The organism is Pseudooceanicola onchidii, from assembly GCF_004959925.1.
Classification (GTDB): Bacteria; Pseudomonadota; Alphaproteobacteria; order Rhodobacterales; family Rhodobacteraceae; genus Pseudooceanicola; species Pseudooceanicola onchidii.
Window position 1 is genome coordinate 371,629 of record NZ_SPUW01000001.1, and the last position, 17,216, is coordinate 388,844.

Annotated in this window: 16 protein-coding genes; 10 read left to right on the forward strand and 6 right to left on the reverse strand. The window is 65.6% G+C overall.

The window, feature by feature from the left end:
• Positions 1-186: 186 nt before the first annotated feature.
• From E4S58_RS01780 to glpD, 3 genes are read right to left on the reverse strand one after another with little or no spacing between them, the layout of a single operon-like run.
• Complete coding sequence (locus E4S58_RS01780) at positions 187-978, reverse strand: SDR family oxidoreductase (RefSeq protein WP_136634605.1); 792 nt, start codon at positions 976-978, stop codon at positions 187-189.
• Positions 979-1,029: 51 nt separating this feature from the next.
• Positions 1,030-2,520, reverse strand: a complete 1,491-nt coding sequence (gene glpK / locus E4S58_RS01785) for a glycerol kinase GlpK (protein WP_136634606.1) — start codon at positions 2,518-2,520, stop codon at positions 1,030-1,032.
• Complete coding sequence (gene glpD / locus E4S58_RS01790) at positions 2,517-4,124, reverse strand: glycerol-3-phosphate dehydrogenase (RefSeq protein ID WP_136634607.1); 1,608 nt, start codon at positions 4,122-4,124, stop codon at positions 2,517-2,519. The genes glpK and glpD overlap by 4 nt, the downstream gene beginning before the upstream one ends.
• Before the next feature lie 176 nt (positions 4,125-4,300).
• On the opposite strand from glpD, the gene E4S58_RS01795 reads away from it, so the two are divergent.
• Entirely contained in the window at positions 4,301-4,540 is a 240-nt protein-coding gene (locus tag E4S58_RS01795; RefSeq protein WP_136634608.1) for an HP1242/YdcH family protein, read from the forward strand.
• Positions 4,541-4,543: 3 nt separating this feature from the next.
• On the opposite strand, the gene E4S58_RS01800 is transcribed toward E4S58_RS01795, so the two are convergent.
• Together E4S58_RS01800 and E4S58_RS01805 are read right to left on the reverse strand one after the other, a co-directional pair.
• Positions 4,544-5,944, reverse strand: coding sequence for a helix-turn-helix domain-containing protein (locus E4S58_RS01800; protein ID WP_136634609.1), 1,401 nt, complete (start codon positions 5,942-5,944; stop codon positions 4,544-4,546).
• A gap of 64 nt (positions 5,945-6,008) precedes the next feature.
• Positions 6,009-7,217, reverse strand: coding sequence for a multidrug effflux MFS transporter (locus E4S58_RS01805; protein WP_338101491.1), 1,209 nt, complete (start codon positions 7,215-7,217; stop codon positions 6,009-6,011).
• Positions 7,218-7,429: 212 nt separating this feature from the next.
• Between E4S58_RS01805 and E4S58_RS01810 the strand changes: the two genes are divergently transcribed.
• The 7 genes from E4S58_RS01810 to E4S58_RS01835 all read left to right on the forward strand — a co-directional run bounded on the left by E4S58_RS01810 (position 7,430) and on the right by E4S58_RS01835 (position 13,309).
• Positions 7,430-8,962, forward strand: coding sequence for an acyl-CoA carboxylase subunit beta (locus E4S58_RS01810; protein WP_136634611.1), 1,533 nt, complete (start codon positions 7,430-7,432; stop codon positions 8,960-8,962).
• A gap of 3 nt (positions 8,963-8,965) precedes the next feature.
• Positions 8,966-9,313, forward strand: a complete 348-nt coding sequence (locus E4S58_RS01815) for a hypothetical protein (RefSeq protein WP_136634612.1) — start codon at positions 8,966-8,968, stop codon at positions 9,311-9,313.
• Complete coding sequence (locus E4S58_RS01820; protein ID WP_136634613.1) at positions 9,310-9,711, forward strand: DUF6497 family protein; 402 nt, start codon at positions 9,310-9,312, stop codon at positions 9,709-9,711. Before E4S58_RS01815 ends, E4S58_RS01820 begins: the two co-directional genes overlap by 4 nt.
• A gap of 211 nt (positions 9,712-9,922) precedes the next feature.
• Positions 9,923-10,063 (forward strand): hypothetical protein, encoded by a 141-nt coding sequence (locus tag E4S58_RS17815; RefSeq protein WP_169052576.1) that lies wholly within the window; start codon positions 9,923-9,925, stop codon positions 10,061-10,063.
• A gap of 69 nt (positions 10,064-10,132) precedes the next feature.
• Positions 10,133-10,522 (forward strand): hypothetical protein, encoded by a 390-nt coding sequence (locus E4S58_RS01825; protein WP_136634614.1) that lies wholly within the window; start codon positions 10,133-10,135, stop codon positions 10,520-10,522.
• Positions 10,523-10,913: 391 nt separating this feature from the next.
• Positions 10,914-11,123 carry a hypothetical protein gene (locus E4S58_RS01830; RefSeq protein ID WP_136634615.1) on the forward strand — a complete coding sequence of 70 codons (210 nt, stop codon included), beginning with the start codon at positions 10,914-10,916 and terminating at the stop codon, positions 11,121-11,123.
• Positions 11,124-11,263: 140 nt separating this feature from the next.
• Positions 11,264-13,309 carry an acetyl-CoA carboxylase biotin carboxylase subunit gene (locus E4S58_RS01835; RefSeq protein WP_136634616.1) on the forward strand — a complete coding sequence of 682 codons (2,046 nt, stop codon included), beginning with the start codon at positions 11,264-11,266 and terminating at the stop codon, positions 13,307-13,309.
• A 142-nt stretch (positions 13,310-13,451) separates the two neighbouring features.
• Here the strand turns inward: E4S58_RS01835 and E4S58_RS01840 are convergent, their stop codons facing one another.
• Positions 13,452-13,937, reverse strand: a complete 486-nt coding sequence (locus E4S58_RS01840) for a DUF4174 domain-containing protein (protein WP_136634617.1) — start codon at positions 13,935-13,937, stop codon at positions 13,452-13,454.
• Positions 13,938-14,081: 144 nt separating this feature from the next.
• On the opposite strand from E4S58_RS01840, the gene E4S58_RS01845 reads away from it, so the two are divergent.
• Both E4S58_RS01845 and scpA read left to right on the forward strand, forming a co-directional pair.
• Complete coding sequence (locus E4S58_RS01845; RefSeq protein ID WP_136634618.1) at positions 14,082-15,092, forward strand: hypothetical protein; 1,011 nt, start codon at positions 14,082-14,084, stop codon at positions 15,090-15,092.
• A complete protein-coding gene (gene scpA / locus E4S58_RS01850; RefSeq protein WP_136634619.1) occupies positions 15,055-17,184 on the forward strand; it encodes a methylmalonyl-CoA mutase in 2,130 nt (709 codons plus the stop codon). The genes E4S58_RS01845 and scpA overlap by 38 nt, the downstream gene beginning before the upstream one ends.
• Positions 17,185-17,216 lie beyond the last annotated feature (32 nt).

Genomic DNA, 17,216 nt, shown 5'->3' on the forward strand with positions numbered 1-17,216 from the left:
TAGGGTGGACGCGATCGCGCGGGCCCGCAAACCCATGTGCGGCACGCCCTGTCGCGAACGGCACCCCGCCGGGACAAACGCAAAGGGACCGCCGCCGCGCGCCGGTCCCTGCTTCATCTTGCCGGAAATACTCCGGGGGGCCCGGAACGGGCGGGGGCAGCGCCCCCAACCCGCCAACCCCGCCGCTCAGGCGTCGATCGACGATCCGATCGTGGCCCAGACCAGCCCGCCGTCCACGGCGATCGTCTGGCCCACCACGTAGTTGCCGGACCGTGCCGCCAGATAGATCGCCGCGGCCGAGATATCCTCGCCATTGCCGATCCGCTTGAGCGGGATGCGTTTGGCGACCTCGTCCCCGTGATCGCGGGCCGCGCGGTTCATGTCGGACGCAAAGGCGCCCGGCGCGATGCAGTTGACCAGCACGTTGTCTTCAAGCAGGCGGGCGGCAACGCGGCGGGTCAGGTAGATCAGCCCGGATTTCGACGCGTGATAGGCGTAGGTTTCCCACGGGTTCAGCCGCAGCCCGTCGATCGAGGCGATGTTGATGACCTTGGACGGCTCGTCGGCGGTCGCGTTCTTGGTCAGCAGGTCGTGCATCTTCTGCGTCAGGAAGAACGGCGATTTCAGGTTGAGATCCATGGTCTTGTCCCAACCGGCCTCGGAGTATTCGAGGTAATCCTCGCCCCAGGCGGCGCCGGCGTTGTTGATCAGGATGTCGACGTGGTCTTCGTGGTTCTTCAGGTCGGCGACAAAGGCGTCGATGCCGTCCAGCGTCGACAGGTCATGCGGCAGGGCGATGCATTTCTCACCCAGCTCTTCGGCGGTGTCGACGCAGGCCTGGGCCTTGCGCGCGGTGATATAGACCTTGGCGCAGCCAGCCTCGATGAAGGCGCGGGCAAAATGCTTGCCGATCCCGCGAGAGCCGCCGGTGACGACGGCGACCTTGCCCTCGAGCGAAAAGAGCGTGCTGATGTTCATGGTGTTCCTCCCGTTATGCGGAAACGAATTCCGCACGGATCGGGGCGGGGGTCAAGGCGAAAGCGGGCCGGCGGCGATCGTGGCCTTCACGGCGGCGGTCCAGCGGGCATAGCGCGCGTCACGCTCGGCCGTGTCCATCTGCGGTTCGAACCGGCGGTCCAGCGCCCAGCTGTCGCCGATGGTGTCGGGGCCGGGGCAGAGGCCCGCCGACCAGCCCGCCAGCCAGGCCACGCCAAGCGCCGTGGTTTCCAGCACCTCGGGCCGGTCGACCGGCGCGCCCAGGATGTCGGCCAGGTATTGCATCGTCCAGTCCGAGGCGGTCATGCCCCCGTCCACCCTCAGCACCGTGTCGCCCGGATCCCAGTCGGCGCGCATCGCCTCCAACAGGTCGCGGGTCTGGAACCCGACGCTTTCCAGCGCGGCCCGGGCGAAATCGGCGGGGCCGGTCGCGCGGGTCAGGCCAAAGATCGCGCCCCGGCAGTCGGCCTGCCAGTAGGGCGCACCAAGGCCGGTGAAGGCGGGGACCATGATGACCTGCTGCGCGGGATCGGCGGCTTCGGCCAGCGGCTGGGTTTCCCCGGCCTCGCGGATCATCTTGAGCCCGTCGCGCAGCCATTGCACCACCGCACCGGCGATAAAGATCGATCCCTCCAGCGCATAGGTCGTCTGCCCGTCGAACTGGTAAGCCACGGTCGTCAGCATGCGGTTCTGCGACCGCACCTTTTCCCGCCCCGTATTGAGTAGCGCAAAACATCCGGTGCCGTATGTTGATTTCATCATGCCGGGTTCGAAGCACGCCTGCCCAAGCGTCGCGGCCTGTTGATCGCCTGCCACGCCGAGGATCGGGATGGGGCGACCGAAGAGATCCGCGCGGGTTTCCCCGAAGCCCGCGTTGCAATCGCGCACCTCTGGCAGCATCTGCTGGGGGATGTCGAAGAGACGGCAGAGGTCGGGACACCATGCGCCCTTGCCGATGTCATAGAGCATCGTGCGCGAGGCATTCGTGGCGTCGGTCGCATGCACCGCGCCGCCGGTCAGTTTCCAGATCAGGTAACTGTCGACGGTCCCGAACAGCAGATCCTCGGCCTTCGCCCGCGCGCCGTCGACATGATCGAGAATCCAGCGGATCTTGGTGGCTGAGAAATAGGGATCGAGCAGCAGACCGGTCTTGTCCGTCACCTCTTCCTCGACACCCTGCGCCTTGAGGTCATTGCAATACGCTGCCGTACGGCGATCTTGCCAGACGATCGCGTTGTGCACCGGCGCGCCGGTGGTGCGATCCCAGACCAGCGTGGTTTCGCGCTGGTTGGTGATGCCGATCCCGGCGATGTCCTGCGCGGTCACGCCCGCGCGTTCGATGGCCGACCGCGAGGTCGCGGCGACGGTGCCCCAGATGTCGCGTGGATCGTGTTCGACCCAGCCCGAGCGCGGGAAGATCTGGCGGAATTCCTCTTGCGCAGAGGCGACTGGGGTGAGCGCCTGATCGAAGACAATCGCGCGGCTGGACGTGGTGCCCTGGTCGATGGCCAGAATATGGGTCATGTGCTCTCCTCAGCCGCGCTTTGTGCGGCCTGCGCCATGAAGGCGTCAAGCGCAGCGATCTGGTCGGGGGTCATGCGCAGGCCCAGCTTGGTGCGGCGCCAGACGACATCCTCGGCACTCTGCGCCCATTCGCGGGTCATCAGCCAGCGGACCTCGGCCTCGGTCAGGGTTGCGCCGAAATCCCGGCCCAGATCGGCGAAGCTTTGGGCGGTGCCAAGGATCTGCCGCGCCTCGGTGCCATAGTGGCGGATCAATCTTTCTGAGATTTCAGAATTCATAAACGGGTAGTCGCGGGCAAGGTCTGCCGTGACCTGCGCCGTGTCCTGAACCGCGAAATCGCCCCCGGGCAGGGTCGCGCCGGCGGTCCAACCCGCGCCCATGGCGGGGAAGGTTTTGCCAAACTTCTCAAGCGCATGTTCGGCGAGGCGGCGATAGGTTGTGATCTTGCCGCCAAAGATATTGAGCAGCGGTGCCTCCTGCGCCGTGCCTTCCAGCTTCAGCACGTAATCGCGGGTGGCGGCGGTCGCGGACCCTGCGCCGTCGTTATAGAGCGGCCGGACGCCGGAGTAGGTCCAAACGACGTCTTCAGGCTTTACAGGCGTTTCGAAATATTGTGACGCGAAGGTACAAAGATAGGAAATCTCCTCCTCCGAGCACTCCGCCTCGCCCGGCGCACCGTCATGATCCTGATCGGTCGTGCCGATCAGCGTGAAGTGCTGTTCGTAAGGAATGGCAAAGATGATCCGCCCGTCCGCACCCTGAAAGAAATAGCAGCGGTCGTGATCGAAAAGCCGCCTAGTCACGATATGGCTGCCCCGCACCAGCCGGATGTTCTGGCGGTTCGACTGCCCGAGTGCGCCCTGGATGACGTCGTCGACCCAGGGGCCCGCGGCGTTCACCAGCGCGCGGGCGATCACGCGCGCGGGGCCGCCCGGCCCCTCCAGATCGATCTGCCAAAGACCGTCCTCGCGCCGGGCCGAGGTCACGCGGGTGCGCACCATGATCCGCGCACCGCGCGCCTGCGCATCGCGCGCGTTCAGCACCACAAGCCGCGCGTCCTGCACCCAGCAATCCGAATATTCATAGGCAAAGCGCATGTCGTCCTGCAGGGCCGCGCCCACGGGATCGCGCGACAGATCCACCTTTCGCGTGCCGGGCAGGATCTGCCGGCCGCCAAGCGTGTCATAGAGAAACAGACCCAGCCGGATCAGCCAGGCGGGGCGACGGCCCTTCATCCAGGGCATGACAAACGACAGAAGGCGCGAGGTCGGCGTGTCGCTGTCGAACCGCATGTCCGCGCGGTAGGGCAGCACGAACCGCATCGGCCAGCTGATGTGCGGCATGGCGCGCAGCAGGGTCTCGCGTTCCTGCAGGGCTTCGCGGACGAGGCGGAATTCGAAGAATTCCAGATACCGCAGGCCGCCATGGAACAGCTTGGTCGAGGATGACGAGGTCGCCTGCGCCAGGTCCCCCATTTCCGCCAGCGCGACCGACAGCCCGCGCCCGGCGGCGTCACGCGCGATGCCGCAGCCGTTGATGCCGCCGCCGATGATGAACAGGTCGACAGGATCGGTCGGCGGGGCGGAGGAGGGCTGGGCGGTCACGGGGATCCCTTTCTTGTCGGCGCCACCCAAGCGCGGGGCGGCGGCGGTGTCAAAGGAAAGGCGGGCGGTTTTTGGCCGTGTCCGGGCCTGTGGATGGAAAAATTTGATCTGGCGCAGCTTGGAAAGGGGCGACTCGCGCTATTGTAAGATTGGGTAGAGGAGGAAAGGACGAAGCCATGGCGCATACACCCCATGAACTGCACGAAGAATTTCCCCGACATGCTGAGGTCATCAGCTCTCTGAGGCAGGTGAACGCGCATTTCGCGCGCATGACCGAAGAATACCACCTGCTGAACCGCCGCATCCACCGGGCGGAAACCAACGTCGAACCGCTTGCCGATCTGGCGATGGTCCATATGCGCAAGCAGCGGGCCGCCTTGAAGGACAATATCTACAGCGTGTTACGCCGACATTGACCGTCAGCCGACGTCGTAGGGCAGGGTGCCCCGCGCGTTCGGGTCGATGGTCAGCTTACGCTCCAGCGGGGGGACGGACCGCTGGTGGCAGTGTTCGCGTTCACAGATCCGGCACGAGATTCCGATGGGTTCGAAGGTGTCGGGCCGGGTCAGATCCAGATCGTCGGCATAGACCAGCGCGGGGGCATGCGTGACCTCGCATCCAAGCGCGATGGCGAACCGGCGGTCGGGCGCGCCCCAGGATCCGCCGGGCTTGCTGACATCGCGCGCGATCGAGATATAGCGCACCCCGTCGGGCGTTTCGGCCAGCTGCCGCAGGAACCGCCCCGGCGTTTCGAACGCCCGGTGCACGTTCCACAGCGGACAGGCGCCGCCAAAGCGGGCGAACTGCAACCGCGTGGCCGAGTGCCGTTTCGTGATCGTGCCGGCCTGGTCGACGCGCACGAAGAAGAACGGGATCCCCTTGGCGCCGGGGCGCTGCAGGGTCGACAGCCGGTGCGCCACCTGTTCGATCGAGGCACCGAACCGCAGGGCGAGGATTTCGACGTCATGCCGGACCTCGCGCGCGGCGTCGAGGAAGGTGGTGTAGGGCATCAGCGCGGCGCCGGCGAAATAATTGGCCAGCCCGATCTTGGCGATGGCGCGGGCGGCGTCGGACTGGAATTTCGCGAAATCCAGCGTCGCCTCAAGCAGGGGGTCGTGCTGCAGCAGCGCCATTTGCAGCAGCAGCTGGAAGGTCTGGGTTTCAGGCGCGGCGCGGCGCGACAGGGTCAGCCGCCGGGTTTCGGGATCATAGCTGCGCAGCGTCTTGGTGTCGGCGAAGCTGACGGAAATCCCCTGGTTGCCCAGCTTGCTGACGGCGCGGACGCGGATGTTCTTTTCCGGCTGTGACGGCGAGGCAAAGTTTTCCGCCGCCCGGTCCACCGCGTCGATGTAGTTGTCGCAGTAATGGAAGAAATCCCGCACCTCGTCCCAGGGCGAAGGCAGGGTGCGCGCATCTTCGCGCCCCAAGGCTTCGTCGAGCGAGGCAAGCCGTTCATGCGTCTGCCGGTAGGCGCGGTGCAGGTGCAGGAAGGCGCGGGCCAGCGCGGGCGCATTCGAGGCGGTCAGGCGCAGGTCGGCCAGGGGCGGCGCGACGTCGGCCAGGATCGGGTCGGCCATGGCTTCGCGCATGTCCGAGACCAGCCGTTCGCTGTCGCCGGTCGACAGTTCGGTGACGTCAAAGCCGAATTCCTGCGCCAGGGACAGGACAACCGTGGTCGACACCGGCCGGTTGTTGTTTTCCATCTGGTTGAGATAGGGCAGCGACACGCCCAGCTTGGCCGCGAATTCCTTCTGCGTCAGCCCCAGCTTCTGGCGCGTTTCCCGCAGCTTCGCCCCGGCGTAGAGTTTCTTGGTGCCCATGCAGGTGCTTTTTGCAGATTTACACTAACACAAGCCTAACTTTGCAAACCTGCCCGCGCAAGCGTCAGCCGCGCAGCTGACGTTCGCGCAATAGCACCAGCAGGATCGACAGCAGCCCGGCCGTGCAGGTCATGGCCATCAGCACCAGCACCGGCATCTCTGTCGCGCCCGGCACCAACAGCAGCCCCGCCACCGCCGACAGGATGGCGCCGCCGCCGATCTGCATCGCGCCCCCCAGCCCCGAGGCCGTGCCGGCCAGGTGCGGGCGTACCGACAGCATGCCCGAGGTCGCCGAGGGGATCGTCAGCCCGTTGCCGACACCCACGAAGGTCATGCAGCCGAAGAAGATCCACTTGCCGCCCAGGCCCGCCATGGTCAGCGCGATGGCCGCCAGCACGCCAAGCGCCGCGACCAAGGTGCCCATGATGATCATCCGGTTCATTCCGATCCGCGCCGCGGCCGCCCCGGTGATCCAGTTGCCCAGGAAATAGCCGATCGCCGGTGCGCCGGTGAAATAGCCGAACTCGGCCGGGGACATGCCGAAGACCTCGCTTGCCACGAAGGGGGCGCCGCCAAGGAACACGAAGAAAGCACCCGAGGTGAAGGCCGAGGTCATGCAGTATCCCCAGAAGCGCGGCGAGGTCAGCAGTTCGGGGTATTCGGCAAACTGCTGGCTGGTCGACAGGTCCGAGGGCGTGCCGGTTTCGCCCAGGTCGGCCCAGGTGATCGCGACGACGATCACGCCGCCGACAAACAGCGCCCAGAAGGTCGCCTGCCAGCCGTAGGCCTCGCTGAGCACGCCGCCGATCGCCGGGGCGATCATCGGCACGACAGACATGCCCATGATGACGTATCCCATCTTGGACGCGGCCTGTTCCGGCGTGTTCATGTCGCGCACCACCGCCCGGCTTAGCACCATGGCCACGGCGACCGAAGCCTGTATGACCCGGAAGATCAGGAAGACCGTCACGTTGGGGGCGAAGAGGCAGCCAAGCGTCGCCACGCAGAAGATCGCCAGCCCCGACAGGATGACCGGCCGCCGCCCGAACTTGTCGGCCAGCGGGCCGATGAAGATCTGCAAAAGACCGTTGCTGGCCAGGAAGATCGCCACTGACAGCTGCATCACCCGATAGGGCGTGTCAAAGTGCTCGGCCATCTGTGGCAGGGCCGGCAGGAAGACGTTCATCGTCAGCGCGGTCATGCTGGCAAGCAGGATCAGCGTCGACAGGTGCGGCGCAGAGCGGTGATCTAGGTAACGGGGTGCAGGGGCCATGGTCATCACTGTGCGCTACTCTTGGCCGTGGGGCGAGTCTATGCTTCGAACTGCAAGGGCGGGATTTATTAGCTACTTTGCACTTTGCTCGCCGCGCTGTGCCAATAGTTTGCAAATTTGCTCAATATCCCTTTGGTCTGGCGGCGGAAGTGCCTATGGTCGCGCCAGATTGCTGCGCCCGCGAAGGGCCTGTCCGAGAGGGAGATCACGCCATGAAAGACATCATCCAGGAACTCCACGATCGCCGGGAAGCTGCCCGGCTGGGTGGCGGCCAGAAACGGATCGACGCGCAGCACGCCAAGGGAAAGCTGACCGCCCGCGAGCGGATCGAACTGCTGCTGGATGCCGACAGCTTTGAAGAGTTCGACATGTTCGTGGCACACCGATGCACCGACTTCGGCATGGAAGAACAGCGCCCGGCAGGCGACGGCGTGGTCACCGGCTGGGGCACCATCAACGGCCGCATGGTCTATGTGTTCAGCCAGGACTTCACCGTCTTTGGCGGGTCGCTGTCGGAAACCCACGCACAGAAGATCTGCAAGATCATGGACATGGCGATCCAGAACGGCGCCCCGGTCATCGGGCTGAACGACTCGGGCGGCGCACGGATCCAGGAAGGCGTCGCCTCTCTTGCCGGGTATGCCGACGTGTTCCAGCGCAACATCATGGCATCCGGCGTGGTGCCGCAGATTTCCGTCATCATGGGGCCCTGCGCCGGCGGCGCGGTCTATTCGCCCGCGATGACCGACTTCATCTTCATGGTGAAGGACAGCTCTTACATGTTCGTGACCGGTCCCGACGTGGTGAAGACCGTCACGAACGAGGTCGTGACCGCCGAGGAACTTGGCGGCGCCTCGACCCACACGAAAAAATCCTCGGTTGCCGACGGTGCGTTTGAAAACGACGTCGAGGCGCTGGCCGAGGTCCGCCGTCTGGTCGATTTCCTGCCGCTCAACAACCGCGAAAAGCCGCCCGTGCGGCCCTTCTTCGACGCGCCGAACCGGATCGAGGACAGCCTTGATACGCTGATCCCCGAAAACGCCAACACGCCCTACGACATGAAGGAATTGATCCTCAAGGTCGCGGACGAGGGCGATTTCTACGAGATCCAGGAAGACTACGCCAAGAACATCATCACCGGCTTCATTCGTCTGGAAGGGCAGACCGTGGGCGTCGTGGCCAACCAGCCGATGGTGCTGGCCGGGTGCCTGGACATTGACAGCTCTCGCAAGGCCGCGCGGTTCGTCCGGTTCTGCGACGCCTTCGAGATCCCGATCCTGACTTTCGTCGACGTGCCCGGGTTCCTGCCCGGCACGGGCCAGGAATATGGCGGCGTCATCAAGCATGGCGCGAAGCTGCTGTTCGCCTATGGCGAGGCGACGGTGCCCAAGGTCACGGTGATCACCCGCAAGGCCTATGGCGGCGCCTATGACGTGATGGCCTCCAAGCACCTGCGCGGCGATTTCAACTATGCTTGGCCGACCGCGGAGATCGCGGTGATGGGCGCAAAGGGCGCGGTCGAGATCCTCTATCGCTCGGAACTGGGCGACAAGGAAAAGATTGCCGAGCGGACGCAGAACTATGAAGACCGCTTTGCCAACCCGTTTGTCGCCGCTGAAAAGGGGTTCATCGACGAGGTGATCCAGCCGCGCAGCACCCGCCGCCGGGTGGCCCGCGCCTTTGCATCGCTGCGCGGCAAGAAGCTGACGAACCCCTGGAAAAAGCACGACAACATTCCGCTGTGATCCATGGGAACCACCGGCTGGCATATCCTGCGTGACGACACGTCGGTCACGGTGGCGCGGCATCTGCCCGCCCGCTTCGACCTGTGCGTGACGACGCGCATCGCGGCGCCGCAGGGCGTGTCGCGCACGGCCCTTGCGCAGCAGGTGCGGCAGGATCTGTGGCGCGCGGCGCAGCGGCTGCGGGGCTTTTCGCCGGTGGTCCGCGTCGCAGGGGCCGAGGGTGCGCTGGTAATCGAGGCCGGTGGGCGGTGTGACGGGGCCACGGGCGGCGCGCAGGCGCGCATCGCCGAGGTGCTGGAAAGCCCCGCCAACCGCCGCCGCTGGCTGGCCCACGCGGGGCGTCGGGCATGAACGTGCATTGGAGACATGTCGCGGCACTGGGGGCGCTCTGCGCCGCCGCGACCACGGTGCGGGGGCAGGAGGAGTCCCCGTCCGTGCCCTCGGGGATGCATCTGACCCTTCAGGAAGTTCTGGAAGACCTGCAACCCGACGGCGCGCTCTGGCTGCGGTTGCGCTATGTCGCGCCCGACATGACGCGGGACTCGCGCGCCGCCATGGAAGAGGATTTCGAAGCCCTGTGCCTGTCGCAGGCCCTTGCCTATCAGCCCGTATCAGGCGAAGCGGCGGCAGAAACCGTCATCTCCATCGCCTCGGCCCCGGTCGAGTTCGGGGCCAACGCGCCGGAGGTGATCCAGTTCTTCGAAGTCTTCCGCCTCGCGGATGGCACCTGCATATGGGAGGGCTTTTGATGCCCGCACAATATCTAGCTTTCGCGCGGATTTCCGCCGTTTCCCCTGCGTCTTTCGCGTCACAGGCTGCGGGGGGCACGCGCAAGTCGTATGAAGTCACACGGAATTGCGCTATGTTTGATCAAGGCGTTTCCCAAGACACGCCGATGTGTGGGGGGACCCGGGATGACACCGGGGCCCGTCCGCATGGCAGACTTAACAGGAGTTACAGATGTCCAAGAGCATCAAAATTGTCTTCGCGCTGGGCCTGGTGTCCTTCGCAGCCGCTTGCGCTCAGCCCGAGCCGGAATACGTTGAAGTTCAGCCTGCGCCGATCTCCAGCGAACCGGTCTACACCGGCAAGTACAAGTAAGATCAATCGGGGCGCGGCCGTCCGGCCCGCCCCGGTTACCCCCCGCGGTCCCCGGATGGGGGACGCATCATGCTGAAGCATCGCGGGTTTCCCGGTCGCCTGACCGGCACGGATTTCCAGTTCACAATCCGACGCGCCAACCCCAAGGGGGTCACCGCCATCACCCGGCGCGAACGCTATCGCGACCGCCGTCCCGCTGATCGCCGCGCGGACGAGGCCTTCATGGCCGCGCTTTGGGAACATTTCGGAGATGAGCCTTTCGAACGTGGCAACCTGGATGCCGGTCGCCTGTCGTGGCTGTTCGGTCGCGAGGTCGTCCCGGCGCAGGAGCCCTTCGACCCGTCGGATTACGAGGCGCTTCTGAAGATCGACGAAGCCGTGGCCCGCCGCAGCTTCCCGCAGGTCTTCGAGGCCGATGCGCCCTGGGAAGACGATGAAGACGACGAGGAAGACTGGTGATGTCCGTCCGCCTCATGCCTGCCCGCCCTCACACTTCTGAGTTGAGCGTTTTTTTGCCGAACACGCGCGGATTTGCGCGGGTTCCGGCTCAGGTTTCGGCATCGGCGGAAAACACGTTTTCGATTTCTGAAAAGCCTGTCACGGTCATGGATATCGCAGAAGGGTCTGTCCTAGCCCGGACCGCGATGTGTCAATACCGTTACCCTTCCCCAATTGGGCGGTCTGGTTCCCCCAAGGCCAGACCGCCCGCCCTTTTTCCCCGCCATGCGCAGCCGTCTACACTTCCGCGTGATCGCGGGCGTTTTTCCGCCTGTCGTCAAACTTTTGCGGAACATTCCCCGACCTCGCGTGTTATCGTGGGGATACGCATTAATCGAGGAGTAACGGAACGATGCGCAGAGCAAAAATCATTGCAGTGGCAGCACTTGCCCTCGGCGGTCTCACGGCTTGTGGACAGACGGTCGGTGAGCAGGCCCTCGTGGGTGGCGCGGCCGGCATCGGCACCGCTGCTGTCACCGGCGGCAACATCGGCACCGGCGCCATCATCGGCGGCGCGGCCAACGTCGCCTACTGTCAGACCAACCCCGGCAAGTGCCAGTAAGTCTGACCTGATCTTCACCCGTCAGAGCGATCTGACGGGCCAGAAATCTGTGAAACCCCGTAGCAGCCCTGCTGCCGCGGGGTTTTTGCGTTGCAATATGCCCCGGGTGCTCCGGGGCCAGGAACCGGGAAGGGACTGACATGTTCGACAAAATCCTGATCGCCAACCGGGGTGAGATCGCCTGCCGCGTCATCAAGACTGCGCGCAAGATGGGCATCCAGACCGTGGCCATCTATTCTGACGCCGACAAGAACGCGCTGCATGTCGCGATGGCGGACGAAGCCGTGCACATCGGCCCGCCCCCGGCCAACCAGTCCTACATCGTGATCGACAAGGTCATGGAGGCGATCAAGGCTTCGGGCGCGCAGGCCGTGCACCCCGGCTACGGCTTCCTGTCGGAAAATTCGAAATTCGCCGAAGCCCTGGACGCCGCAGGCGTGGCCTTCATCGGCCCGCCGGTCAAGGCGATCGAGGCCATGGGCGACAAGATCACGTCGAAGAAGATCGCGCAGGAAGCCGGGGTCAGCACCGTTCCCGGCTACATGGGCCTGATCGAGGACGCCGACGAGGCCGTGAAGATCTCGAACCAGATCGGCTATCCGGTCATGATCAAGGCCAGCGCCGGCGGCGGCGGCAAGGGGATGCGGATCGCCTGGAACGACGCCGAGGCCCGCGAAGGCTTCCAGTCGTCCAAGAACGAGGCCGCGAATTCCTTTGGCGACGACCGGATCTTCATCGAGAAGTTCGTCACCCAGCCCCGCCACATCGAGATCCAGGTGCTGTGTGACGCGCATGGCAACGGCATCTACCTGGGCGAACGCGAATGTTCGATCCAGCGCCGCAACCAGAAGGTCGTCGAAGAAGCGCCGAGCCCCTTCCTGGACGAAGCCACCCGCAAGGCCATGGGCGATCAGGCCGTGGCCCTGGCCAAGGCCGTGGGATACGCCAGCGCGGGCACCGTGGAATTCATCGTCGACGGCGAGAAGAACTTCTACTTCCTCGAGATGAACACCCGTCTTCAGGTGGAACACCCGGTGACCGAACTGATCACCGGCGTCGACCTGGTCGAACAGATGATCCGCGTCGCGAATGGCGAGCCGCTGACCATCACCCAGGACGACGTCAAACTGACCGGCTGGGCGATCGAAAACCGTCTTTATGCCGAAGATCCCTATCGCAACTTCCTGCCGTCGATCGGCCGTCTGACCCGCTATCGGCCCCCGGCCGAGGTCGCCGCGGGCCCGCTGCTGGACAACGGCAAATGGCAGGGCGACGCGCCCAAGGGCGACACGGCCGTGCGCAATGATACCGGCGTCTACGAGGGCGGCGAGATCAGCATGTACTACGACCCGATGATCGCCAAGCTCTGCACCTGGGCGCCGACCCGGGCCGAGGCGATCGAGGCGATGCGCGTCGCGCTGGACACCTTCGAGGTCGAGGGCATCGGTCACAACCTGCCCTTCGTCGCTGCCGTGATGGATCACCCGATCTTCATCGACGGTGAAATGACCACCGCCTTCATCGCCGAACAGTACCCTGATGGCTTCGAGGGCGTGACGCTGGACGAAGCCGCCCTGCGCCGCATCGCCGCCGCCACGGCCGCGATGAACCGCGTCGCCGAAATCCGCCGCACCCGCGTGTCGGGTCGGATGGACAACCACGAACGCCATGTCGGCGAAGACTGGAACGTCACCCTTCAGGGGGCGGAGTTCGAGGTCACCATCGACGCGGACCCCAAGGGGTCGACCGTGACGTTCGCCGATGGCACCGCGCACCGGGTCGAGGGCGACTGGACCCCGGGCGACCAGCTGGCCCAGATGACTGTCGACGGCGCGCCGCTGGTGCTCAAGGTCGGCAAGATCTCGGGCGGGTTCCGCATCCGGTCGCGTGGCGCGGATCTCAAGGTCCATGTCCGCAGCCCGCGTCACGCGGAACTGGCGAAACTGATGCCGGAAAAACTGCCGCCCGACACGTCGAAACTGCTGCTCTGCCCGATGCCGGGTCTGGTCGTGAAGATCGACGTGGAAGAGGGCCAGGAGGTCCAGGAAGGCCAGGCGCTCTGCACCATCGAGGCGATGAAGATGGAAAACATCCTGCGCGCCGAACGCAAGGGCGTGGTGTCCAAGATCAACGCGGGCGCGGGCGACAGCCTGGCCGTCGACGAAGTGATCATGGAATTCGAGTGATCCATGGGCTTCGTCGTCACCCCAGTTGCGACCCCGGCGGATCAGCGCGAGGCGCTGATCTGTTCCGTGGGCGCGTCCGGGGGGGCCGCGGATAAGACGTCGTGGCGGACCATCTGGTGACCGGTCCGGGGCATAACCCGGGCTACCGCCCGACGGCCACGCCCCCGCGCTGGCCCAGGTCGCGCAGTTCCTGCTGCCGCAGCGGGGTCTTGTCGATCGCGCGCGAGATTTCCCGCACGTCCCAGGGCTGGGGTTTGCGCAGCTTGATCTGGCCGTCCTTGCCGACCAGCACCATCATGAACCCGCGCGGCCGGAAGGTCTGGCGCAGCGCGGTTTCGGCGGCGGGATCGGTGTCGGTCACCACGACCACGTCGCGGAAGGCGAGCGGGCCGGGATCGGCGCGCAGGGCCTCCATCTGGCGGCGGAAGTTCGGATCGTTCGGGCTGTCGGCAAAGACCGCCACGACCCGTTTGACCCACCTGAGGTCCTCCAGCGCCTCGGGCGCCACATCAAGGAAAACGCCATCCGTCGCCTCGGCCGCCGGGGCCGGGGTGGTGGCGGCGCCTGCATCCTGGGCCGCCAGCGGTGCGGCCAGCAGAAGCAACAGTGAGGTCAGTAACTTGCGCATGTGTCGCGGGTCCTCCGTTGTTCCAGATATAGGGTGTAAAACCGCCCAAGTCACCGGCACCCGCCCGATTTGTCGCAACCCCCTGTGGTTGGCCCCGGCCCGCGTTAAGCACTTTGTCAGAGGTCCCCGGTCATGATGCATCGCATGATCGACACGCACCGCCGCATCGCCGCGCGGCGCAGAGGGGCCAGACAGATGGACGTGATCCTGCATATCGGGGCGCATCGCACAGCCACGACAAGCTTTCAGCACTACTTGCGCCTGAATGGCCCGGCCCTGCAACGCCGCCGCGTCGGGTTCTGGGGGCCGCTGCGCACGCGGGGCGCATTGCTGGCCGGGGTGCTGCCCGCGACGAACGAAGTGGTGGACCCAAAGGCCCGCGACACCGCACGCCGCCGGATCGAAACCGCGCTGCGCCGGGCCGAGGCCGCGGGCCTGCGCCACCTGGTGGTGAGCGAGGAAAACCTGCCCGGAACCCCCGCGCACAACATGCGTCAGGCGCAGCTTTACCCCGATGTCGGTGCCCGGATCGCGCGGGTCTCAGAGGCTTTCGGCCATCGGATTAGCCGCGTCGTGATGACGTTACGGCCGCAACCGGGCTACTGGCCCTCGGCCCTGGCCTGTGCGGTCGAACGCGGCCATCCGCTGCCCGCCCGCGCGCAGCTGGACCGGATCGCCCGGGGCCCGCGCCTTTGGCAGGACGTGGTGCGCGATCTGGCGTCCCACCAGGGGGCGCCGATCGTGCTGCTGCGCCACCGGACCGCGCCGGACGACATGCTGACGGCGATGACGGCGAGGGCTGTCGCAGCCCCGCAGGATCACACGGACCACTGGCTGAACGCCGCCCCCGACCGCGCAGAGCTGCGCGCCGCGCTGGACGCGCGCGGGGCCATGGCCTGTGCCATCCCTGCGGGTGAAGGGGCCTGGCAGCCCTTCACCCCCGATCAACGCGCCCTGCTGGCCGAGGCCTGGCAGGACGATGAATTCTGGCTGGCCGCAGGGGCAGGGGGTCTGGCGACCTATCTGCCCACGGGCCGGTCAGGTTTGAGGAAGACGGAACAGTCCGAGAGAGCGGGGCAACACCTGCCGCCCGGGCGTCACCAGAGAGGACAAGCACATGGGATCGAAAAAAGACGAATGGTCGGCCATCGCTGAGAAAGAGCTGCGGGGAAAGCCGCTCTCTGATCTCGATTGGGAGACGCTTGAGGGGATCACCGTCAAGCCGATCTATACCGAAGAGGACACCGAGGGGCTGGATCACCTGGGCTCCATGCCCGGCATGGCCCCCTTCACCCGTGGCCCCAAGGCGACGATGTATGCGGGCCGCCCCTGGACGATCCGGCAGTACGCGGGCTTTTCCACGGCCGAGGAATCCAACGCCTTCTACCGCCGCAACCTGGCCGCCGGTCAGCAGGGCGTCTCGGTCGCCTTCGACCTGGCGACGCACCGCGGCTATGACAGCGACCACCCCCGCGTGGTGGGCGACGTCGGCAAGGCCGGCGTGGCGATCGACAGCGTCGAGGACATGAAGATCCTGTTCGACGGCATCCCGCTGGACAAGGTGTCGGTGTCGATGACGATGAACGGCGCGGTGATCCCGATCCTCGCCAGTTTCATCGTGACGGGTGAGGAACAGGGGCATGACAAGTCGCTTCTGGCCGGCACGATCCAGAACGACATCCTGAAGGAATTCATGGTGCGGAACACCTATATCTATCCGCCCAAGCCTTCGATGAAGATCATCTCGGACATCATCGAATACACCAGCAACGAGATGCCCAAGTTCAATTCGATCTCGATCTCGGGCTACCACATGCAAGAGGCCGGCGCGAACCTGGTGCAGGAGCTGGCCTATACCCTGGCCGACGGCCGCGAATACGTCCGCGCCGCGATCGAGGCCGGCATGGACGTCGACAAGTTCGCCGGGCGGCTGTCGTTCTTCTTTGCCATCGGCATGAATTTCTTCATGGAAATCGCCAAGCTGCGCGCCGCGCGGACGCTCTGGCACCGCATCATGACCGAGTTTGGCGCCAAGCAGGAAAAATCCAAGATGCTGCGGACGCACTGCCAGACCTCTGGCGTGAGCTTGCAGGAACAGGACCCCTACAACAACGTCATCCGAACGGCGTACGAGGCGATGAGCGCGGTTCTTGGCGGCACCCAGTCGCTGCACACCAACGCGCTGGACGAAGCCATCGCGCTGCCCACGGACTTCTCGGCCCGGATCGCGCGGAACACGCAGCTGGTCCTGCAGGAGGAAACCGGCGTCACCAAGGTCGTCGATCCGCTGGCGGGGTCCTATTACATCGAAAGCCTGACCAACGAGCTGATCGAAAAGGCCTGGGCCCTGATCGAAGAGGTCGAGGAGATGGGCGGCATGACCAAGGCCGTGGCCTCTGGCATGCCCAAGCTGCGGATCGAGGAATCGGCGGCGCGCCGTCAGGCCATGATCGACCGCGGCGAAGAGGTCATCGTCGGCGTCAACAAGTACCGCAAGGACAAGGAAGACCCGATCGACATCCTCGACGTCGACAACGTCAAGGTGCGCGAGTCACAGGTCGCGCGGCTTGAAAAGATCCGCGCGACGCGGGACGAGGCCGCCTGCACGGCGGCGCTGGACGAACTGACCCGCCGCGCCAAAGAGGGCGGCAACCTTCTGGAAGCGGCGGTCGAAGCCGCGCGTGCCCGGGCCAGCGTGGGGGAGATCAGCATGGCAATGGAAAAGGAATTCGGCCGCCATCGCGCCGAGGTGAAAACCCTGGCGGGAGTCTACGGCGCGGCCTACGAGGGCGACGAAGGGTTCGCCGCCATCCAGCGCGATATCGAGGCCTTCGCCGAAGAAGAAGGCCGCCGCCCCCGCCTGCTGGTCGTCAAGATGGGCCAGGACGGGCATGACCGGGGCGCCAAGGTCATCGCCACGGCCTTTGCCGACATCGGCTTCGACGTCGACGTCGGCCCGCTGTTCCAGACCCCCGACGAGGCCGCGCAGGATGCAATCGACAACGACGTGCACGTGGTGGGGATTTCCAGCCAGGCGGCTGGCCACAAGACGCTGGCCCCGCAGCTGATCGAGGCGCTGAAGGAAAAGGACGCGGGCGACATCATCGTGATCTGCGGCGGGGTCATCCCGCAGCAGGACTATGAGTTTCTGAAGAAAGCCGGTGTGAAAGCGATCTTCGGCCCCGGGACCAACATCCCGACGGCGGCACAGGACATCCTTCAGCTGATCCGGGCCGCGCGGGCGTAACGACCCCGACGGTGCAAGACGGGAAACCGCCG